At 37.9% G+C, this 20946-nt stretch carries 19 protein-coding genes; 15 read left to right on the forward strand and 4 right to left on the reverse strand.

Annotation, left to right across the window (positions count from 1 at the left end; genetic code table 11):
• The 5 genes from ACRPLY_RS25690 to ACRPLY_RS25710 all read left to right on the forward strand — a co-directional run.
• A partial coding sequence (locus ACRPLY_RS25690; protein ID WP_432232170.1) for an SH3 domain-containing protein occupies positions 1–1170 on the forward strand: 1170 nt, incomplete at its 5' end.
• A 160-nt stretch (positions 1171–1330) separates the two neighbouring features.
• Entirely contained in the window at positions 1331–3223 is a 1893-nt protein-coding gene (locus tag ACRPLY_RS25695) for a PTS mannitol transporter subunit IICBA (protein ID WP_325077478.1), read from the forward strand.
• Between the two features lie 60 nt (positions 3224–3283).
• Entirely contained in the window at positions 3284–5374 is a 2091-nt protein-coding gene (locus ACRPLY_RS25700; protein WP_034327256.1) for a BglG family transcription antiterminator, read from the forward strand.
• Positions 5375–5379: 5 nt separating this feature from the next.
• Positions 5380–6522 carry a mannitol-1-phosphate 5-dehydrogenase gene (locus tag ACRPLY_RS25705; RefSeq protein ID WP_028411901.1) on the forward strand — a complete coding sequence of 381 codons (1143 nt, stop codon included), beginning with the start codon at positions 5380–5382 and terminating at the stop codon, positions 6520–6522.
• Positions 6523–6611: 89 nt separating this feature from the next.
• Entirely contained in the window at positions 6612–7097 is a 486-nt protein-coding gene (locus ACRPLY_RS25710) for a VOC family protein (protein WP_325077477.1), read from the forward strand.
• 36 nt (positions 7098–7133) lie between these two features.
• On the opposite strand, the gene ACRPLY_RS25715 is transcribed toward ACRPLY_RS25710, so the two are convergent.
• Positions 7134–7670 carry a L,D-transpeptidase gene (locus tag ACRPLY_RS25715; RefSeq protein ID WP_243495298.1) on the reverse strand — a complete coding sequence of 179 codons (537 nt, stop codon included), beginning with the start codon at positions 7668–7670 and terminating at the stop codon, positions 7134–7136.
• A 277-nt stretch (positions 7671–7947) separates the two neighbouring features.
• Here ACRPLY_RS25715 and mscL point away from each other — a divergent pair, with 277 nt between their 5' ends.
• The 10 genes from mscL (at position 7948) to ACRPLY_RS25765 (ending at position 18526) form a co-directional block, all read left to right on the forward strand.
• On the forward strand, positions 7948–8343 hold the full coding sequence (gene mscL / locus ACRPLY_RS25720) for a large conductance mechanosensitive channel protein MscL (RefSeq protein ID WP_028411898.1): 396 nt from the start codon (positions 7948–7950) through the stop codon (positions 8341–8343).
• Positions 8344–8538: 195 nt separating this feature from the next.
• A complete protein-coding gene (locus tag ACRPLY_RS25725) occupies positions 8539–10608 on the forward strand; it encodes an LTA synthase family protein (RefSeq protein WP_367077746.1) in 2070 nt (689 codons plus the stop codon).
• Positions 10609–10803: 195 nt separating this feature from the next.
• Complete coding sequence (locus ACRPLY_RS25730; protein ID WP_028411896.1) at positions 10804–11346, forward strand: helix-turn-helix domain-containing protein; 543 nt, start codon at positions 10804–10806, stop codon at positions 11344–11346.
• Positions 11347–11366: 20 nt separating this feature from the next.
• Complete coding sequence (locus ACRPLY_RS25735) at positions 11367–12476, forward strand: ABC transporter ATP-binding protein (protein ID WP_028411895.1); 1110 nt, start codon at positions 11367–11369, stop codon at positions 12474–12476.
• Entirely contained in the window at positions 12466–13266 is an 801-nt protein-coding gene (locus ACRPLY_RS25740; protein ID WP_028411894.1) for an ABC transporter permease, read from the forward strand. Before ACRPLY_RS25735 ends, ACRPLY_RS25740 begins: the two co-directional genes overlap by 11 nt.
• A gap of 1 nt (position 13267) precedes the next feature.
• Positions 13268–14074, forward strand: coding sequence for an ABC transporter permease (locus tag ACRPLY_RS25745; RefSeq protein WP_028411893.1), 807 nt, complete (start codon positions 13268–13270; stop codon positions 14072–14074).
• Complete coding sequence (locus ACRPLY_RS25750; protein WP_028411892.1) at positions 14071–15144, forward strand: ABC transporter substrate-binding protein; 1074 nt, start codon at positions 14071–14073, stop codon at positions 15142–15144. Before ACRPLY_RS25745 ends, ACRPLY_RS25750 begins: the two co-directional genes overlap by 4 nt.
• A 218-nt stretch (positions 15145–15362) precedes the next feature.
• Positions 15363–16475 carry an acyltransferase gene (locus ACRPLY_RS25755; protein ID WP_325077474.1) on the forward strand — a complete coding sequence of 371 codons (1113 nt, stop codon included), beginning with the start codon at positions 15363–15365 and terminating at the stop codon, positions 16473–16475.
• Positions 16476–16620: 145 nt separating this feature from the next.
• The gene (locus tag ACRPLY_RS25760; RefSeq protein WP_028411890.1) at positions 16621–17298 is read left to right on the forward strand and encodes a response regulator transcription factor; all 678 of its coding nucleotides are present in this window, start codon (positions 16621–16623) and stop codon (positions 17296–17298) included.
• A complete protein-coding gene (locus ACRPLY_RS25765) occupies positions 17291–18526 on the forward strand; it encodes a sensor histidine kinase (protein ID WP_033580797.1) in 1236 nt (411 codons plus the stop codon). Before ACRPLY_RS25760 ends, ACRPLY_RS25765 begins: the two co-directional genes overlap by 8 nt.
• 16 nt (positions 18527–18542) lie before the next feature.
• Here ACRPLY_RS25765 and ACRPLY_RS25770 read toward each other — a convergent pair whose 3' ends face one another.
• The 3 genes from ACRPLY_RS25770 to ACRPLY_RS25780 are packed head-to-tail and all read right to left on the reverse strand — an operon-like array spanning position 18543 to position 20870.
• The gene (locus tag ACRPLY_RS25770) at positions 18543–19433 is read right to left on the reverse strand and encodes an RnfABCDGE type electron transport complex subunit D (protein ID WP_228123023.1); all 891 of its coding nucleotides are present in this window, start codon (positions 19431–19433) and stop codon (positions 18543–18545) included.
• On the reverse strand, positions 19414–20346 hold the full coding sequence (locus tag ACRPLY_RS25775; protein WP_033580798.1) for an FAD:protein FMN transferase: 933 nt from the start codon (positions 20344–20346) through the stop codon (positions 19414–19416). The genes ACRPLY_RS25770 and ACRPLY_RS25775 overlap by 20 nt, the downstream gene beginning before the upstream one ends.
• Positions 20347–20357: 11 nt before the next feature.
• On the reverse strand, positions 20358–20870 hold the full coding sequence (locus tag ACRPLY_RS25780) for an FMN-binding protein (RefSeq protein WP_432232171.1): 513 nt from the start codon (positions 20868–20870) through the stop codon (positions 20358–20360).
• Positions 20871–20946: the final 76 nt, after the last annotated feature.

The raw sequence follows: 20946 nt of genomic DNA on the forward strand, positions 1-20946 counted from the left end.
AATTATGCATCCATAGGAAGTGTGACAAAAGGCCAGAAGCTGTCTGTGATGAGCAAAAGCGGAAGCTGGTACAAAATTAACTACAACGGCCGCACGGGCTACGTAAGCAGCGATTATGTACAGTCATCAGGAACAACAGCGCCACCAGCAGAAAGCACAACGTATACAGTAACGGCAAGCACGCTGAATGTAAGAAGCGGAGCGGGCACCAATTATGCATCCATAGGAAGTGTGACAAAAGGCCAGAAGCTGTCTGTGATGAGCAAAAGCGGAAGCTGGTACAAAATCAACTACAACGGCCGCACGGGCTACGTAAGCAGCGATTATGTACAAGCATCGGGAACAACAACGGCCCCAACAACGCCACCAGCAGAAAGCACAACGTACACAGTAACGGCGAGCACGCTGAACGTAAGAAGCGGAGCAGGCACCAACTATGCCTCTATAGGAAGTGTGACAAAAGGCCAGAAGCTGTCTGTGGTGAGCAAAAGCGGAAGCTGGTACAAAATTAACTATAACGGCCGCACAGGCTATGTAAGCAGTGACTATGTACAGGCTTCAGCTACAGCGTCTCCAAAGCTCGTAGTCGATTCTTTTAAAACGTTAGGCAACGCTCAGCAAGTCATCTTGGTTACAGCAGATAACTACGATACGAAGTCTGCTAAAATTCAAACATTTGAAAAAGTTGATGGAAAATGGAAGCAAGTTTTAACTGCGAACGGTGTACTTGGACAAAAAGGATTCGCTTTAGCGAAAAAAGAAGGAGATATGGAGTCTCCGACAGGGAAATATACAATTGGCACAGCATTCGGACGCTATGCAAATCCTGGAACTAAGCTTCCATATCGAAAGATTACATCAAATGATGTGTGGGTAGACGATTCAAAAAGCTCTCTGTATAATACGTGGCAGCAAAAGCCAGCGAATGGCCGCTGGACGAGCGCTGAGAACATGGATATCCCGGCTTATGATTATGGGTTTGTCATTAATTATAATGAATCTAGAACCCCAGGAAAGGGAAGTGCAATCTTCTTTCATGTAGGAACAAATTATACAGCAGGATGTACGGCCACTTCTAAAGAACAAGTTGTCTCTATTTTAAAATGGTTAAATCCAGAGAAAAATCCAGTTATTATTCAATCTCCTGTAAGTGAATTAGATAAATATTAAGTTAGAAAGCAGCTGAATTCGTGTAATTCAGCTGCTTTTTTATGTAATTAAAAGCTTTGTCCGTCTGTGGTACGACAAAGTTAGTTTTCCTATTCATTGAATGAAAGCGTTTAATCTCTTACGATTAAAGTATCATCACGTAGAGAAAGGAAGAGAGCAAATGGCTCAATCTAATATAAAAGTAGCTGTACAAAAATTTGGGAACTTTCTAAGTTCAATGGTTATGCCAAATATCGGAGCATTTATTGCATGGGGACTTATTACTGCTTTATTTATTCCAACAGGCTTTTTTCCAAATGAAAGCCTTACCAAACTAGTGGATCCAATGGTCAAATATTTGCTTCCGCTGCTAATCGGCTACACAGGAGGAAAGCTTGTACACGATCAGCGCGGAGGCGTTGTAGGTGCTATCGCGACCATGGGCGTCATTGTTGGATCTGATATTCCGATGTTTCTAGGCGCTATGATTATGGGGCCGCTGGGCGGTTATATCATCAAGAAGTTTGACCAGTTTATTGAAGGTAAAGTCAAAACAGGATTTGAGATGTTAATTAATAATTTCTCAGCAGGTATTCTTGGAGGAATTCTAGCGATTCTAGCCTTTTTAGGAGTTAGCCCAGCTGTGGACGGATTTACAGGTGCCCTTGTAGTGGGTGTAGATTGGATGGTTGCACATGGCCTTCTTCCTCTTACAAGTATTTTAATTGAACCAGCTAAAATTTTATTCTTAAACAATGCCATTAATCACGGCATTTTATCTCCGATTGGAGCAGAACAAATTCGAACAAACGGACAGTCCATTCTATTGTTATTAGAAACAAATCCTGGTCCGGGATTAGGAATTCTGTTAGCGTATTGCTTCTTTGGAAAAGGAACAGCAAAACAGTCAGCACCGGGAGCGGCCATCATTCATTTTATTGGCGGAATTCACGAAATTTACTTCCCTTACGTTTTAATGCGTCCTCTTCTAATCATTGCGGCTATTTTAGGAGGAATGAGCGGAGTATTTACATTTGTTCTTTTAGGAGGAGGCTTACAAGCCGTTGCTTCACCAGGAAGTATTTTGGCTATTTTAGCTGCTACACCAGGTAATGCAGGCAGCTATGTTGCAAATATCTCAGGTGTTCTTGTTGCAGTCGTCGTATCGTTTATTGTAGGTTCGTTAATTTTAAAAACGGGCAAGCAAACAGAAGATTTGGACGAAGCAGCTCGCAAAATGCAAGAGATGAAGGGCAAGAAGAGCTCTGTAGCAGGAAGCTTTACAAAACAGCAAGGCGACGTACCAGCAAGCGTTCAAAAAATTGTTTTTGCCTGTGACGCAGGTATGGGATCGAGTGCAATGGGCGCCTCTCTTCTTCGCAAGAAAGTTAAACAAGCAGATTTAAATATTTCGGTAACAAATACAGCTATCAGTAATATTCCAAGTGATGCTCAAATCGTTATTACACAGGAAGAGCTAACGCCAAGAGCTCAAAACAAAGTTCCAGATGCGTATCATATCTCGGTGGATAACTTTCTATCTAGCCCGGAATATGACAAACTAATTGATCAACTAAAAAATGATCATACTACTTCTAAGGCGGAAGAAGAAAAGAACGTATCTGCAGAAAACTATACAGATAGTAATGATGGTTTATTAAAAGAAGAAAACGTTTTCTTGAATCAGCACTTTTCTTCTAAGGAAGAAGCAATTCGATTTGCAGGAAGTGTGTTAGTAAAAGGCGGATATGTAGAAGAAAACTATGTTGAAGCGATGATTGAGCGAGACAATATGACTTCTACTTATATGGGAAATGACGTAGCGATTCCGCACGGTACCGAAGAAGCGAAAAAGAACGTTTTAAGATCAGGTTTTACAGTAATTCAAGTTCCAGAAGGCGTTGATTTTGATGGTGAGAAAGTTCGTTTGATTTTCGGAATTGCCGGAAAAGACGGCACCCATTTAGAAATTTTATCTGGTATCGCGATTACATGTTCTGATATGAACAATATTGAAAAGATGGTTCATGCCAAATCAGCTAAAGAATTAATGGCTATTATTCAAAGTAACTAACGGGATAGAAAGGCATGAGGATGCCTTTTTATCCTTTGTTTATAAATAAGAAAAGAGTTGATGTTCTTGTTTATTACTTCAAGAGAAAAATCAATCATTGAGTTAATTATTAAAACGGCAGGAAAGCATACAGCACTTACACTTGCTACTTTTTTGAATGTAAGTGTAAGAACCGTTCACCGAGATTTGAAGGCAATTGAATCAATACTTAAAAAATTTGATTTAAAGCTGATTCGTACACAAGATGAAGGACTAATGATTGAAGGTAAAAATGAACAAATTTTTCGTCTTATCCAAGAGCTGATGAAGATTAAAACGACGGATCAGTCTCCACAGGAAAGAAAATTAATTCTTTTAATTCTTCTTCTAGAAGAAGGAGATTCATTTAAATTACAAACGCTGGCTAAAGACTTAGAAGTAAGTATTACTACACTAACTGCTTATCTAGATGAATTAACAGAGTGGTTAACCACATTTGACGTTTTCCTTCATCGAAAGAGAGGGGTCGGAGTAGAGGTTCAAGCTACTGAAGCCAATAAACGGAACGCATTAGCCAATTATTTTCTTGTCCACTTTAATGAAGAGTTAATTGAATGTTTGTTTCTAGTAGAAAATCACCAGCATACGGATGAAACGATTTTGCATTATTTTTATCCGAATTATTTAGCAGAAGTAGACCGAATTGTACATCAAGCGATTAATCAGCATCATTCTAAGCTGGCTGACAGCGATTATATAGGGCTCATTGTTCATATTTGCATTATGATACAGCGAACGAAAAAGCAAATGTATCTAGAAGACGACGGCGGCCAAACGGAAGAGCTGGCGAGTGAACTGTTCTTAATGAAGGATATTTGCCGCGAAATTGAACGGGTATTTTCTCTTTCTTTCACGGAAAAAGATATTCATTTCTTAGCAGTACGGCTGCGTGCAGCTAAGTTCCAAACTACTAGAGACGTATATTACGACAGCGTAGTGGTTGGGCAGATTATTAAGAATATGATTTCTCATGTTTCTGTTCAGCTTAACACCGACTTGACCGGTGATTTTTCCCTTTACCAAGGGCTGCTTGCTCATATGGAACCGGCAATTTTTCGTCTTAAGCAAAAAATGGAGCTTTTTAATCCATTAACGGAAGAGATTAAGAAAAAGTATCCTGTTTTATTTATGGCTGTGAGAAACAGTATCGATCAAGAGCTGCCGGATTTAGTTTTTCCAGATGATGAAGTGGCATATCTTGTTTTGCATTTCGGTTCAACGCTAGTGCTAAAAGAAGAAGTCATGGAAATTCAGGCACTGATTGTCTGTCCAACTGGAATCGGCACTTCGAAAATGTTAGCTAGCCGTATTCGTAAAGAGATTCCGGAGATTAATTCAGTTGTCATTAAGTCGGTAAAAGAAATCAAAGAAGCGGCGCTTGAAGGGTATGACGTAGTGATTTCAACAGTCAGACTTCCTTTTTTAAATGTCGATTACATTTTAGTCAATCCACTCTTAACCGAAGAGGATATTCAGTCCGTTCAGAATTTTTTACAGAAAAACATTCAAAAGTTAACCAAAGATAAGGGCTATCGTTCGTTCCAATATAAAAATAAGACCGTCTCTACACAAAAACCGTCTTTTGAGGAAACGATGAAGCAAATTAAAGATGTGCATGGAAGTATCGAATCAATTCTTCAAAACCTTAGAATGTATCGATTTTCGGATGCAGTGAGTCATGATCAAGTGATTTCGCACGTAGTAAAAGCAGCTGAAAAAGAACGTTTAATAACCAATGCCAGCTGCGTTATTGATCAGCTTAAGGAACGAGAAAACAAAGGCGGTTTAGGTATTCCGCAAACGAGTATGGCACTGTTCCATTGCCGTGAACATCACGTGAAAGAGCTGATTTTTCAAGTTTCACATTTAGAGCAGCCTTGCACAGTTAAAGGTATGGACGGAACAAACATGCAGGCGCGTAACCTTCTATTAATGCTAGCACCTGAGGAGTTAAGTGAAGTACAGCAAGAAATCTTAAGTTTAATTAGTACAAGTTTAATTGAAGATCATGAAGCAATGATGGTTTTTTCGTCTTCGAACGAAGAGATAATTCGCAAAAGGCTAGAGGATACGTTTCATGAGTACCTTCGAAATAATTTGATAAAGGAATGATTTTTGTGAAACAAGCAGTTCATTTTGGAGCAGGTAATATTGGGCGAGGATTTATTGGGGCATTATTTTCTCAAAGCAACTATCACGTTACATTCGTAGATATTGCTGAAAAGATTATTAATCAGTTAAACACAGATGAAGGGTATAACGTAATAACAGCAGCAGAGCACCCAGAGACATTAGCTGTTCAAAACGTATCTGGTTTAAATAATCTGACGCAAGAACAAGCAGTCATTAAAGCGATTAAAGAAGCAACGTACATTACGACAGCCATCGGACCGAACGTTCTGCCTCGCATTGCTCCTTTAATTGCTAAAGGTTTGGCTGAGCGTGTGAAAACAAGCGACGAAAAGGTATATATTATTGCATGTGAAAATCAAATCTCTGCGACAGATTTATTAAAAGGCTATATTTTTGATGCGCTGGATGAAGAGACAAAAGCTCATATGGTAAATAAGGTCTTTTTCTTCAATTCAGCTGTAGATCGTATCGTACCTCTTCAACACAACCAAGGTTCGCTTGATGTTTTAGTAGAATCCTATTATGAATGGGTAGTAGAGGCACCTGAAAATATTCCTTTTGTAGAAGGAATGACGATTGTGCCTGACCTTGCTCCTTTTATTGAAAGAAAGCTATTTACAGTAAATACAGGACATGCGGTGATTGCATATTTTGGTTATTTAAAAGGAAAAGAAACGATTGATCAAACGTTAAGAGATTCAGATATTTACCAACAAGTACAGCAAACGCTACGAGAAACAGGAGACTATCTAATTAAAAGATATGACTTAGATAGAGAGGAACACGAAGCCTACATCGTAAAAATTATTGAGCGCTTTAAGAATCCTCATTTAAATGATTCAGTTAAACGGGTAGGAAGAGCGCCAATTCGCAAGCTTGGACCTCAGGATCGTTTGATTCGTCCAGCGCTAGAAGCAAAAAAAGCGGGCCTTTCTTATACCCACTTAGCGAAGGCCATCGCTGCTGCGCTTCTATTTGACCCGCAAGAAGATAAAGAGGCTATGAAGCTTCAAGCGAATATTCATGAGTATGGTATTGAGTATGTGTTAAAAGAGGTCAGTGGGTTAGAGGCAAGTAATAATTTAACAAAAGAAATCATTGCTCAATATAATGCTTTAAAATCGTAAATGACTCTAATACGTGTAAACAGTCCATTTTAAATGGGCTGTTTTTCTTTTTGTAGAAAGGGAATGTTTGTGTATAGGAGGATGATAAAATGGTAGCTATTACTCACGTTGGATTAGCTGTACCTGATGTAGAAGAAGCCGTCCAGTGGTATGGGAAAGTTTTAGGTTTTAAGCTGATTGCCGGTCCTTATACGTTTAATGCGGAGGAAGAAAAAGCTGAAAATATGACTCAAGATTTACTAGGGTCTCATATTAAAAAAATGAAAAATGCTCACATGACAGCTGATAACCAGGTAGGCATTGAACTGTTTGAATTTAATAAGCCGCAAATGCCTCTTGTATTAAAAGACAGCGATGAGCAGTATCAAAGTTATTTTCACATGTGTTTAATAGCCGATGACGTGGAAAAATTAGCGGATAAAATCGAACAATCAGGCGGTAAAAAGCGTAGCCAAGTATGGAATACAAGACCTGGAAAACCTTATTACTTAATTTATTGCGAAGATCCGTTTGGGAATATTATTGAGCTATATTCACATAGTACGGAGCTCATATATGGGAATAAAGAAGAATAAAAGCTTATCCACATTTTTTGGATAAGCTTTTATTTTTCACAGCTGTCCGTAGCCATATACCTTTGCCAGCTCTTCGAAGGTTTTTGATGAATACGTAATAGTTACAGATGTTCCTACTGCTACTTTATCGAATAGTTCTTCCACATCCGCATTGTGCATCCGTACGCAGCCGTGGCTTACATATTTGCCAATGCTAGCTTCTGAGTTATTCCCATGAATACCGTATGTGTCGCCGGTTGTTCCGTTTGCATTAAGCCCTAGCCAGCGAGAGCCAAGAGGATTATTGGGAGCGCCTCCTGCAATGTGCCCTGTATAGTAAGGGCGATTTTTAATTTTGTTAACAATCTTGAAAAAGCCTACCGGCGTATCGCTCCATGTTTTTCCCGTAGCTACTGAATACGTATTTTCTAACTTTCCGTTATGAAAATAAGCAAGCTGATTTGTTTTTTTATTAATAATAATTAAATCTTCACTTGCTGTGTTTTCACTTGCGTCCGCCGTGCTTGCTGTATAAGAAATACTGATAATAGCTGCGAGACACAAAGCCGCTGCTCGCAGTAGAATTTTTCTCACGTTCTAGCCATCTCCTCTATTGTTCGATTACATATTTGATGAATTACATGCTATTAGTGTATAAAAGAAAAATGGACTGAACATGAACCTTACCTGAATGAAAACTGAAAGTGCGTTTTTACATGCGAATATAAAGTGAAAATCTGGGCAGAAATACAACTAAAGGTCTGGTACATATCTCATGAAAAAGAGAAAAATGAAAATGCACCTTGTCTGTTTAATTTAGGATGTATTATCATGAAAGTTTGAAATGAAGGGCAGGAGGTGGAACAAACAGATGCTTAAAGAATTTAAAGAGTTTGCTTTGCGAGGAAATGTATTAGATTTAGCTGTCGGTGTTATTATTGGAGCTGCATTTGGAAAAATTGTCACGTCTCTTGTAAATGATATTATTATGCCGCTGATTGGTTTGTTGTTAGCAGGGATAGACTTTAAAGATTTATCCTTTACGGTTGGAGATGCTACGGTATTATATGGATCTTTTATTCAAACAATTGTTGATTTCTTAATTGTTGCATTCTCGATTTTCTTATTTATTCGTTTCTTTAATCGTTTTAAGAGAAAAGAAGAAGAGAAAGTAGAGGAAGAAGTGGCTGTTCTGTCAAAAGAAGAAGAGATCTTAACAGAAATTCGTGATCTGCTAAAAGCAGAAGCAGTGAAAGAGCGTTCATAACAGCAATTTTTACATACGTATAAAACGGCTAAGAGGCCCGTCTTTTCATCAGAAAAGCGGGCTTTTTTCGTGTGAAATTTCTCGGGAAATGTTAGTGGTATGATCATGGGAAAATTAGGCGTGAAAGCGAGAGAGATAGGAATGTTAAAATCATATTAAAAGTGTTAAGATATTGTAAATAGGAGGCTTAAGGTTATGTTTAAACATTTGTATCGTTCTTTGCCAATGCTGGTGGCGTATGGGCTGCTTAGCGTTTTTTTATACAGTGTTGTTATGCTTAATATATCAAATGACACAAAGATATTGTTTGACTGGGCCCAAATCCATACAGCTGGGTTCGTCGTATTAATAGGGGGATGCTCACTTGTTTTATGGGCGCTCACTTTCTATTTGCTAATTCGATTTAATCAGATAGAGAGAATACAAGGTTCGCAGTGGTACGCCATTTTTACGGCAATTGTGTTTTCAATTGCGGTAGCAGCCGTTTCTGCTATGGTTTTTGTTATCTATCATATTGATATACATAATCCAGGCAAAACAATAGAGTGGATGCAAGCATACCCTGAACGCTATCTTTTTACGGTCTTTTTACTCTCGCTGTTAACACTAGCGATCATTATGCTAGTAGGGGAAGCTTATTTAGGGGCTGGGATTACCTTTGTTCTGTATTTTATTTTAGCTCTTGTAAACTATTATAAAAAAATCTTTCGAAATGAACCATTGTTCCCGAACGATTTTATTCAGGCGAGTCAGTTAAAAGAAGTTATTCCAATGATTAAAGATTCCATTTCAATTCCTATTGTCATAGGAGTTATTGGATCTATTGTCGTACTGATTGCTCTTTGGTTTTTCTTGCCGAAAATTAAAATTCGATGGTTTCTTCGAATTATTATGATTCTGCCGCTTATCTTTTTAATGAAATCATTTTTATTCTTTGAACACTCGTTTGCTCAAAAATATTATGATCAATATGCTGCGCTGATGCCTTGGAATCAGCAAAATAATTATTACTATAATGGACCGGTTATTGGCATGATTTCAAATGTTAAAACAGATGTGCTGCAAGAGCCGGATGACTACTCACAGGAAGTAATGGCCAAAGTGGCAAAACGCATTCAGTCAAAGGAAGAGAAAACACAAGAAAGCAGGACTGAAGTCAAGCCAAACGTTGTGTTTGTAATGAATGAAACGTTTTGGGACCCAACAAAGCTTAACGTGACGTTCTCTGAAGATCCAATGAAAAATACAAGGGAGCTTCAAAAGAAATATCCTTCTGGGTGGTCTTTAAGTCCTTCATTTGGCGGGGAGACAGCTAATGTAGAGTTTGAAGCATTGACGAGCTACTCTTTGTCTTTCTTTAACCCTGGAGGTCTTCCTTATCAGCATGTATTGAGTAAAAAAGAATATCCGTCTTTTGTTTCTTATTTAGAAAAACAAGGCTATGCTACAACAGCTATGCATCCAAACAGCGGCATGCTTTATATGAGACAAAATGTGTATCCAAATTTGGGATTTGATCAAGTGAAGTTTATTGATCAAATGAAGCATACGCAAAAAGATAACAAAGAATTTGTTTCTGATGAAGCGGTAGTTGATGAAGTACTCGATACGCTTCGTCAGTCGAAAAAGCCTGCATTTGTGCATGCTGTAACGATTGCAAATCATCTTCCTTATTCTGCGGATAAGTATAATGGTCAGGAAACCATTAAAGTAACCGGTAAAGGGTTATCACCAGAAATGCAAAAGGAAATTGAAATTTATGCTGAAGGAATCAAACGTTCAGATGCTGCTTTAAAACGATTGAACGATGAAATTCAAAAGTTGGATGAGCCGACCATTGTAGTATTTTGGGGAGATCATTTGCCAGCACTTGGACAAAACCTTCAAGCTTACAAAGAAACGGGTTTTGGAAACGAGAAAACGCAGCAAACATCTCGAAAATTTTATGAGACGCCGCTCTTATTTTTATCTAATTACGATACAAAAATAGATAAAAATCTTGGTACGATGAGTCCTATTTATATTGCTCCGACACTTGTTCAATCTCTTGGTTACAAAAGTAATCTATTCTACGATCAGCTGAATCAAATGAAAACAGAAGTGCCGGCTTTTCGTTCAAATATGTATATAAACTCAAAAGGAAAGCTAGTGGATGAGCCGGCAGCGCTCTCTAATAAAGCTGCAAAAGACCTTCAAGATTACCATGAAGTTGAGTTTGATACATTATCCGGGAAACAGTACGAAACGCATAAGTTGTATAAATAAAAATAAAAACTCCTTTTAAATAAAAGGAGTTTTTATTTTTTAAGTGTTTAAGGTTGTACTAAAAAATAATTCATGTATAATATTTTAAGGTTAAAAGTAAACTTTAAGTTAAGTAAAACAAAACTTGAGTTTGGAACAGCATGAACAATCATTCATGCTGTTTGCTAATTTTAAATACAGTTGAGGATCGAGAGTATGGAAATAGGAAAGAAAATTAAGAATTTACGATTAAAAAAAGGCTTAACACAAGAAGAGCTAGGAGAACGTACTGATTTAAGCAAAGGCTATATTTCGCAGCTAGAGCGCGATTTAAGTTCGCCGTCTTTAGAAACATTTTTTAGTATTTTGGAAGTGCTGGGGTGCGAACCGAAAGAATTCTTCGAAATTGATACGCATGTTCAAAAGGTTGTATATAAAGAGGAAGACTACACGAGTTATTGCGAAGATGAAAAAGGTTACCATATTCAGTGGCTTGTACATGAATCAAATGAAAAAGAAATGGAGCCAATTCGTCTTATTCTTCATGAAAAAGGTGCATTTAAGAGATTTGAACCTTCTCTTTCAGAAACGTTTGGCTACATTTTGCGCGGGTGTGTGAAGGTGAAGCTTGGAGGCAGAATATATGAGGCTAAACAAGGGGAAACCATCTATTTTCAAGCTTCTGAAGAACATCAGATTTTAAATGCTCATGACGGAATAACAGAGTTAATTATCGTGGCGACAGAGTCTTATTTATAGAACAAAAGAGGTGAAGTGAAATGACATCTACGAATACAATTATTCAATTTGAAAATGTGACCAAGCAATATGATAATGATTCAGTTGTATTGGATCATGTAAGCTTTGAAATTGAAAAAGGGAAGTTTTATACCCTTTTAGGTCCATCGGGATGTGGAAAGACAACGATTTTACGATTAATTGCAGGCTTTACGGAGGCCTCTAGCGGAACGATTTATTTTAATGGAAAAAGAATTAATGATGTCCCGGCTAACAAACGTCAGGTTAATACGGTTTTTCAAGACTACGCGCTTTTCCCGCATTTGAATGTATTTGAAAATGTAGCATTTGGTCTTCGAATCAAGAAGATGAAAAATGCTGATATTGGGATAAAAGTTAAAGAAGCCCTTCGCTTTGTTAACCTAGAAGGATATGAAAAGAGAGAAATAAAGGAAATGTCGGGCGGTCAAAGACAGCGCGTAGCCATTGCACGAGCAATTGTAAATCAGCCCGAAGTCATTCTGCTGGACGAGCCGCTTTCAGCTCTTGATCTAAAATTGCGTACGGAAATGCAATACGAGTTAAGAGAATTACAGCGCCGTCTAGGTATTACGTTCATTTTTGTTACGCACGATCAAGAAGAAGCGCTTGCGATGTCCGATGAAATCTTTGTTTTGAATAAAGGAAGAATTCAGCAGAGCGGGGAACCTACAGATATTTATGATGAGCCAATTAATCGTTTTGTTGCCGATTTTATTGGTGAATCAAATATTGTACCAGGTAAAATGATTGCTGACTTTTTAGTGGAGTTTGGCGGCCAGCAATTTGAATGTGTCGATCAAGGGTTAAACCGAAATGAGCAGGTTGAAATTGTGATTCGCCCTGAAGATTTAGCCATTACAAGCTCCGATCAAGGAAAGCTGCAGGTTCGTGTAGATTCACAGCTGTTTAGAGGAGTCCATTATGAAATTTTAGGCTATGACCATGCAGGGAATGAGTGGCTCGTCCACTCTACAAAAAAGGCAACGGTTGGCGAAGAAATTGGTTTATATTTTGAACCTGAAGCTATTCACGTTATGCGATTTAATGAAACGGAAGAAGAATTCGATAAGCGACTCGAAGGTTATGAAGAGGATTACCATGCAAACTAAATCAAGAAATATTTATTTAGTCCCGTATGTGTTATGGATTTTGCTTTTTGTAGTTGCTCCCATTGTATTAGTTGTCTATTATTCTTTTTTCAGCATTGATAATGAGCTGACGCTTGAAAACTATAAGAAATTTTTTACCCCTGTTTATTTACAGATGACGCTGAGCTCATTTTGGTATGCCTTTTTAATTACGTTATTTTCCTTGGTTTTTTCTTATCCAACAGCTTATTTACTAACGAAGCTTAAGCATAAGCAGCTTTGGCTTCTACTGATTATTTTACCGACGTGGATTAACCTATTATTAAAAGCTTATGCTTTTTTAGGCATATTCGGCACGTACGGTACGGTTAATAAATTTACTGAATTTCTGGGATTTGGTACTCATCAAATTTTATTTACTGACTTTAGTTTTGTATTTGTATCAGTGTATATTTTTATCCCCTTTATGATTTTGCCGATCTTTAACTCTTTAGAAGAACTTAATCCCTCGCTTATCTACGCTTCGCGAGACTTGGGGGCATCTTCATGGGTGACATTTAAGCGCGTGGTATTTCCGCTAACGCTAGAAGGGGTTAAATCAGGTTGTCAGGCTGTTTTTATTCCAGCACTGTCACTCTTTATGATTACGCGTTTAATTGCTGGAAACCGCGTCATTACACTGGGAACGGCGATTGAACAACATTTTTTAGTGACGCAGGATTGGGGCATGGGAGCCACAATTGCTGTCTTTTTAATTATTGCGATGGCCGTTATGATGCTCATAACAGGCACTGGAAAGAGAGGTGTGTAAAATGAAGAGAAAGTGGAAGTTCAGCCACCTTTATTTATTTTTTGTCTTTTTCATTTTATACGCGCCCATTTTTTATTTAATGTATTACTCTTTTAACAGCGGAGGAAACATGCGAGAGTTTGAAGGGTTTACGTTAGATTGGTACAAAGAAGTGTTTCAAGACACACGTTTGCTCATTATTGTCTTGAATACCTTAATTATTGCTCTATTGTCTTCGGTTATTTCAACGATTATTGGCGTGATAGGAGCACTTGCTATCGTATACGTGAAGCGCAGACGTGTTCAAAATACACTGTTAACATTTAATAATGTGTTAATTGTGAGTCCAGATGTTATTATTGGCGCATCTTTTTTAATTCTATTTACCATTATCGGTGTAAAGCTCGGGTTTATATCGGTATTATTAGCGCATATTGCATTCAGTGTACCGATTGTGGTCATCATGGTTCTGCCTAAGCTGCAGGAAATGAGTCCGACACTGCTCGATGCAGCCCGTGATTTGGGAGCAAGTCGCTTTGAAGTACTTTCGAAAGTGGTATTGCCATTTATTCGTCCGGGTATCTTTGCAGGCTTTTTTATGGCTTTAACTTACTCTTTGGATGACTTTGCGGTTACGTTCTTTGTGACCGGGAATGGTTTTTCCACGCTTTCAGTAGAAATTTACTCGTTAGCAAGAAGAGGGGTCTCGCTGAAAATCAATGCTCTTTCTACTCTTATTTTCATGTTTACCGTGCTGATTGTAATTGGTTATTACTTTATCAGTCAGCGATATAGCAATAAAGCGAAAGGGGTGGCGACTGGAAAATGAAGCAATTAGCAAAGCCGTTTATCTTCATCGTCATCCTTTCTTTCGTTCTTATGTATGTGGTTCATCATTTGAACAATGCCGAAGGATACTCTGGAGGAGATACGCTGACCGTCTATAATTGGGGAGATTATATTGATCCTGATTTAGTGAATCAGTTTGAAAAAGAAACCGGAATTAAAGTCATTTATCAGACCTTTGATTCGAATGAAGCAATGATGACAAAAATTGAACAAGGCGGTACGACATTTGATATTGCTGTTCCTTCTGAATACGCGATTAGCAAGATGCGTGAAGAAAATTTACTATTGCCAATTGATCATTCGAAGCTGCCTAATTTAAAATACATTAATCCGCGTTTTTTAGACCTATCTTTTGATCCTGGCAATAAGTACTCTATTCCTTATTTTTGGGGAACTGTGGGTATTGTTTATAACTCTGATATGATTCATGGTAAGAAGATAAAGAGTTGGAATGATTTATGGGATCCTAAGCTAAAAAATCAAATTTTACTTGCAGATGGCGCTAGAGAAGTGATGGGAATGGGGCTAAACAGCTTAAATTATTCATTAAATGATACGAATAAAGCTCATCTTCAAGAAGCAAAAAGAAAGCTTGATACATTAACACCAAACGTAAAAGCCATTGTAGGAGACGAGATTAAGATGCTCCTAGCAAATGAAGAAGCGGCAGTTGGCGTTGTTTGGTCAGGTGATGCTTCTGAAATTATGAGTGAAAACGATAAGCTGAATTACGTTGTTCCAGAAGAAGGTTCGAATTTATGGTTCGATAACATGGTTATTCCAAAAACGGCTAAAAACGTAGAAGGTGCACATAAATTCATGAATTTTATGCTAGATCCTAAACACGCTGCTCAAAATGCAGAATATGTAGGGTATTCTACGCCTAATAAAAAAGCGTTAGATTATTTGCCGAAAGAAGTAGCGAAAGATGAACGTTTTTATCCGGATGAAGAACTAACCAATAAGCTTGAAGTATATAATAACTTAGGCAAACGAATGCTTGCTTATTACAATGAATTATTTTTAGAATTCAAAATGCACCGTAAATAAAAGGTACTTAGTTAGGCCTTTATACTCAAGTTCTTTATTGTTTTTGTAAATTCAGTTGCGTGATAGCAAGAGGAAAGATAAAATACAAACGAGTAAAGCTAATAACATTTATTTTATGTTATTAGCTTTTTTATTTGTAAAACGGGAAAGATAAGAAAAAATTGAATGTTCTATTATTCATCTAGAATGTATATTTCACATTATATAGGAGAGAAAAAGTGAAGCAAAAACAAAAGCAGCATATTCAATCCATTTATTTTTTACGATTATTCGCTATGATGATGGTTGTGCTCGTACATGTAACAGCAGCGTATGCAACGGTACTGCCATTTGCAAGTGAAGCTTATCAGAAATATCATTTCCTTAACCGAATTGTTCGAATTGAAGCAGGGATCTTCATTGTGATCACAGGTTTAGTTTTCTTTTATAGTTACATTAACAAGCCGTTAACAAAGACTTTATGGAAAACGTATTATGCTCGAAGAGTGACATATATTTTAGTTCCCTATGTTATTTGGGCACTTATTTATGAATTTTATTCGTACTATGTGGGAGCAACAGAATTAAATGCAGCTGATATTGTGAAACGTATTTTACGCGGAGAGTCCTACTATCAGCTTCATTTTATCTTTTTAATTGTACAAGTGTATCTCGTGCTGCCGGTTTTTGTATGGCTAGCACAAAAAGTAACCATTTTTAAAAAATACATGTGGCTGTTTGGTATTATCATTCAGCTTGGTTATTTAATGCTTAACAATACGTATCATATCACTTCATTTAATTTATTTTTAAATACAATGGCTACGTTTTTACTCGGCGGTTGGATTGGTATTTATTATCGCGAACAAGTGGATAAAAAGTACAGTCGTTCAAATATTGTATTATTTCTGGTGACGCTCGGATCGGGAATAGCTATTTCACTGTTAAATTATCACTTATACACAATGAAGACAATTCACATTTCAGGCTTTACGTATGAGGCTGTTAATACGCTTTATTTGGTCGTGGGAAGTTATTTCTTCTTCCGAATTGCAGAGATATTAGCTGAAAAGCTTTCTGTGAAGTCCGTGACGGTCGTTAAAAATATTGCCATGTACTCGTTTGGATTTTACTTGATTCATCCAATGGTTTTAAACTTTGTGGCAAAAGCAGTACCAATACAAGGCAACTATATGTTTCACGTGGAAATCTTGGCACGTTATATTTTGACATTAGCGGGCTGTTACCTCATTATTTGGGGATGTCATCGTCTTTTACCGTTTGCTAGCTTTTTGTTTGGTAAACTGTCAAAAGAAGCGGTGTTCATTTACCGACGTCCTGATCATAAATAGCGTTTAGTTAAAAGTTATGCCTGCTTGCAGGCATAACTTTTTTTATAAAGTATAAGAGATGATAACGCGCTAGTTTTAAAATATTTTTAAAAGTGACATGCTAAGATAATGATTATTTAGGTAATCACAAAAGGGGGAATTTGATATGCGTGTACTTGTGGTAGAAGATGATGCTTCATTATTACACGGTATCGTAGAAGGCTTAAAAGAAGAAGGATATGAAGTTGATTGTGCGTCTGATGGAGATGAAGGTTTGTTTTTAGCAGAGCAGAATATTTATGATGCCTTAATTTTAGATATTATGCTGCCGGGTATGACAGGGCTTGACATACTAAAAAAACTAAGAAAACAAAAGGTGTTGACCAAAGTTATTTTTCTTACTGCAAAAGATAGTGTAGAAGATCGAGTGAAAGGACTCGACTATGGAGCCGATGATTATTTGGTTAAGCCTTTTGCCATGGCTGAACTTTTTGCGAGGTTAAGGGTAATGCTTAGGGACTTGCAGGCAGAAGAAGGTATGATTTCATATGGTCCCATTTCTATACGAGAAGCCAATCATGAAGTAGTGATTAATGGAAGTGTCCTCACGTTAACGATTAAAGAATTTCAGCTTTTGGAATATTTTATTCGAAATAAAGAACAAATCCTTATTCGAGATCAAATTTTTAATCGGGTATGGGGTTTTACATCCGATGTAGGAGTGGGCGTAGTTGATGTTTATGTTCACCATTTAAGAAAGAAGCTTCAGCCTTTTAATTGTGACAATTATGTACGTACAGTCAGAGGCGTAGGCTTTATGTTAAAAGGGGAAGAGCATGTTTAAAAAGACGAGAATCAGGCTTGTGTTATTTAACACAATGGTGCTGATGGTTATCTTGAGCATTTTTAGTGTGGTTTTATATTTTTACATGCAGCATCTTATTTTTTTAAACCCGGACAATCGGCTAAGTGAGATGAGCGAGCAGGTTAAAAAAAGAAATTTACATGAAATTCAGGAAAACAATGAGAGAGAAACAGAACGTCGCGTTGCGTTTTTACTTTGGAGCAGTGATAAAAAATTAATCAAAATTACACCTAAAAAAGGGTTATATACAAACGATATTGACGACTTTAAGCCTGCGCTCTCAGAAGGGAAAATCAAAACGTCGCAAGAGGTAAACGGTCATGCTTATCGAGTGATGAATGTGAAAAATGAAGGATATATAAAAGATCAAGACGTTTCAACAATTCAACTTGTCTTAAACGTAGATCCAGAAACTCAAACCTTAGAGCACCTTGCTTTTCTTCTTGTCATTTCAGCTTTTATTGGACTGCTTCTTTCCCTTGTAGCTGGCTTGTTTTTAGCCAATCGAGCGCTTGTACCTATTCAAAAATCTTGGAACAAACAAGTCGAATTTATTGCAGATGCTTCCCATGAGTTAAGGACGCCTCTTTCCGTGATGCAAACGCATCTCGAGCTATTGTTTAGACGACCAAATCATACGATTGAGCAAGAAAGCGAAAACATTTATCAAAGCTTAAACGAAGTAAAGCGGATGACGAAGCTGGTGGGCAACTTACTAACACTCGCTAGATCTGATTCAAGTGCACAGCTGCTAAACAAAACGGTCTTTAATATGGGTGAGCTAGTTGATAAAGTAGCTAATCAGTTTGAGCCTATATTTGAACTAAAGGAGCTGCATTTCACAAGGGAAATTGAATCGTTAATGTTCGGAGGAGATCAAGAACGACTTCATCAGCTATGTATGATTTTGTTAGACAACGCTTTTAAGTACACCCCACCTGGAGAAAGCATTCATATTAGTCTAAAGAAACATCATCACTCTATGACGCTAATTGTCAAAGACACAGGCATTGGAATTGAAGCGAAAGATCTTCCGTATGTGTTTGATCGCTTTTATCGAAGTGATAAGAGTCGGGCGCGTGCCGAAGGAGGATCAGGTTTAGGGCTCGCGATTGCCAAATGGATTGTACAAGCTCATGACGGAGAAATTAAGGTTTTTAGTCAAAAAAACGTGGGTACGGAATTTTATGTGAAAATTCCGCTATGAAAAAAGCTGCCTGTCATTAGGCAGCTTTTTTTGTCACTTTTTTGTTTGCAGTCTTCCATGCTTTCCATGCATTAGCAAGTAACAGGCCGATTAATAAATAGGCAAGGCCGCCAAAAACTAAGTAATCTACGGCGCTAATCGCCCCTGCAAGCATCCCAAATTTTATTTGGTCTTTATACTTCGCAGGAGAAGTTGGCGGATCCGTCACCATAAAGAAGGCTAAAAATAAAGCGGAATTAACAAAAGGAGCTCGTAAAGCATCCGCTACATCACCTACTCCTATTAATGACATAATCGTAAAAATAGCAAAATACACGCCTAAAAACGCAAATACTTGAGGGAATTTATTTACTTTGCTCGTCACAAGGTACCCTGTCACAAACACGAATACAATGAGCCAGACGGGTAGTAAAGATAAGCTTCCCCACCAGCTTTGGCCGCTTGAAAAGACAATAAGTGAAAAGAGAAGACCAAAAGCGGCAGGGTTAAAAATAGGCTTCTTTTTTACTTTTACTAAGTGCTTCGATAAAATAGCAACAGCTACAGTGCAAAATGTGACCCAAGCAGGTGTAGAGGTGCTGAGCACTAAGGCAATAATTAATCCAGTAATAATTCCGCCGTCAGGAAGCTGAATTTTCTTTTTATAAGCAAAAGAAAATCCTAAATCTAAGGCGGCCGCCGAGCATACGGCGAGTAGTAGGTGTCCTAATCCTTGAAAGGCAGAAGAGTTGAATTCACCTAATAAGGTTAAAAGCAGCAGCATAGCCATCACGTATCTTTTAGGTGTTTTAACTAGCTGCCCCCACCGACTTATTTCTTTTGGTTTGTTTTCATCTACAATAATATAACCTTTGGGTGTACTAATATATTTAACACCGCTTCTTCGTTCAGAACGTGTGGTCATCATTCATTAATTCCTCCATATCTGATGTGAAAAAAGGAGTGAAACTAGAATCGAAGAGTACGCCGCGTACGTCGGCATCATTCAATAAATTTACTCCTTTTTCCGCTCCTAAAATAAAAGCTGATGTAGATAATGCATCGGCCAGCATGGCAGAAGGAGCAATAGCTGTACAACTCATTAGACTGCTTCTAGTAGATGGAGATAAGGGATTAACCAAATGATGCATGAATGGTTGCGTCTTATTTTTTCTAGCATAATTTCCTGATGTGCAGACAGCCGTATCTGTTACACGCAAGGTCAGTAATGACTGCGTTTGAATCTGAGGGTGCTGAATCCCGACTTTCCACAAATCTCCGTGTTGATTGAGTCCTTTAACTAGGATGTCTCCTCCGGCATTAATCATAAAATGCTGATAAGGAAGGGAGTGGGCAGCCAAATCAATAGCTAATCCTTTGGCGACCGCTCCAAGATCTATAATCATCGGTTTTTGTAAGAGAACCGTTTTTTTATGTGTATTCAATACGATGTCTTTATAACTTCCAGAATCGACTGCTTCGTTCACTTGTACGGGCTTTCCATCTAAATAATGTTCGTTAAAACCACGTTTTTCTAATTGTTTTCCTACCGTTGGGTCAAAGATTCCATGCGTTTCATCTGCTACTAAGATAGCGAAATGAAGGGCTTCAAATAATAGGGGGCTAACAGCAACAGGTTCTTTGATATGTCTAATTAGCTTCATAACTTCGCTTTTGGCATCAAATCGACTGCATGTCGTTTCGACGGTCTTAAAAATAGTAAATGCCTTTGAGATATGGTGAAGGACATTTGCTTCCTCCGATTGGGGAGCAATTACTTGAATGGACACGGTTGTTCCCATACATAAGACAGAGCGGCTATACGTTTTTATGGACATCATTCGTTTCTCCTTTATGCATTCATTGCTTGCTGAAGGGCGTTATCCACGGCATTTTGAAAATCTTCTGTGCTAAGCGTTGCTCCGCTCACGACGTCGACACCTGAGCTTTGTCTTTGTACGACTTGAGACGGAAGATCCTCAATGTAACTCTCAGAATAGTGAGTATCCGCTTCTGTAATTTCAACTGTATCAATTCGGTCGTTTTTAATGGTCACAGATACGTAAACAGTTCCGATACGGTTGCTTCCTTGACCAGAATACGTTCCATCTTTGTATTTTGTTTTAGGAGCAGAACTTTCGGTACTCGCTGATGAAGGGTGCTTATTAGAAGAAGCGATATCTTCTCCCCAGTTATCATTAACAATCGTTTGATTGTCTGTCTGATCTCTCGTTTTTTTCTGATGATGAGCCGGTGTGACTTGAACAGCTTGCGCGTCAGATAGAGTGTTTATATAACCAGTTGCATAAATACTTCCAATGGCTACGCTGCATGCAGCAATCATCGTTTTTCCCATTTTACTCATATTTGTTGAACCTCCTGATTTATGCCAGAACTATAGTTTCGATTATTGATGGTGATCTTTAGCATAAATAAACTTT

It is taken from the genome of Priestia sp. TGN 0903 (assembly GCF_050846855.1).
GTDB lineage: Bacteria > Bacillota > Bacilli > Bacillales > Bacillaceae_H > Priestia > Priestia zanthoxyli.

Excerpts from the sequence above, each read along its gene's own strand:
- ACRPLY_RS25695 (WP_325077478.1), top strand. The coding sequence starts at position 1,331 with ATGGCTCAATCTAATATAAAAGTAGCTGTACAAAAATTTGGGAACTTT.
- ACRPLY_RS25700 (WP_034327256.1), top strand. The coding sequence starts at position 3,284 with ATGTTCTTGTTTATTACTTCAAGAGAAAAATCAATCATTGAGTTAATT.
- ACRPLY_RS25710 (WP_325077477.1), top strand. The coding sequence starts at position 6,612 with ATGGTAGCTATTACTCACGTTGGATTAGCTGTACCTGATGTAGAAGAA.
- mscL (WP_028411898.1), top strand. The coding sequence starts at position 7,948 with ATGCTTAAAGAATTTAAAGAGTTTGCTTTGCGAGGAAATGTATTAGAT.
- ACRPLY_RS25725 (WP_367077746.1), top strand. The coding sequence starts at position 8,539 with ATGTTTAAACATTTGTATCGTTCTTTGCCAATGCTGGTGGCGTATGGG.
- ACRPLY_RS25730 (WP_028411896.1), top strand. The coding sequence starts at position 10,804 with ATGGAAATAGGAAAGAAAATTAAGAATTTACGATTAAAAAAAGGCTTA.
- ACRPLY_RS25735 (WP_028411895.1), top strand. The coding sequence starts at position 11,367 with ATGACATCTACGAATACAATTATTCAATTTGAAAATGTGACCAAGCAA.
- ACRPLY_RS25740 (WP_028411894.1), top strand. The coding sequence starts at position 12,466 with ATGCAAACTAAATCAAGAAATATTTATTTAGTCCCGTATGTGTTATGG.
- ACRPLY_RS25745 (WP_028411893.1), top strand. The coding sequence starts at position 13,268 with ATGAAGAGAAAGTGGAAGTTCAGCCACCTTTATTTATTTTTTGTCTTT.
- ACRPLY_RS25750 (WP_028411892.1), top strand. The coding sequence starts at position 14,071 with ATGAAGCAATTAGCAAAGCCGTTTATCTTCATCGTCATCCTTTCTTTC.
- ACRPLY_RS25760 (WP_028411890.1), top strand. The coding sequence starts at position 16,621 with ATGCGTGTACTTGTGGTAGAAGATGATGCTTCATTATTACACGGTATC.
- ACRPLY_RS25765 (WP_033580797.1), top strand. The coding sequence starts at position 17,291 with ATGTTTAAAAAGACGAGAATCAGGCTTGTGTTATTTAACACAATGGTG.
- ACRPLY_RS25770 (WP_228123023.1), bottom strand. The coding sequence starts at position 19,433 with ATGATGACCACACGTTCTGAACGAAGAAGCGGTGTTAAATATATTAGT.
- ACRPLY_RS25775 (WP_033580798.1), bottom strand. The coding sequence starts at position 20,346 with ATGATGTCCATAAAAACGTATAGCCGCTCTGTCTTATGTATGGGAACA.
- ACRPLY_RS25780 (WP_432232171.1), bottom strand. The coding sequence starts at position 20,870 with ATGAGTAAAATGGGAAAAACGATGATTGCTGCATGCAGCGTAGCCATT.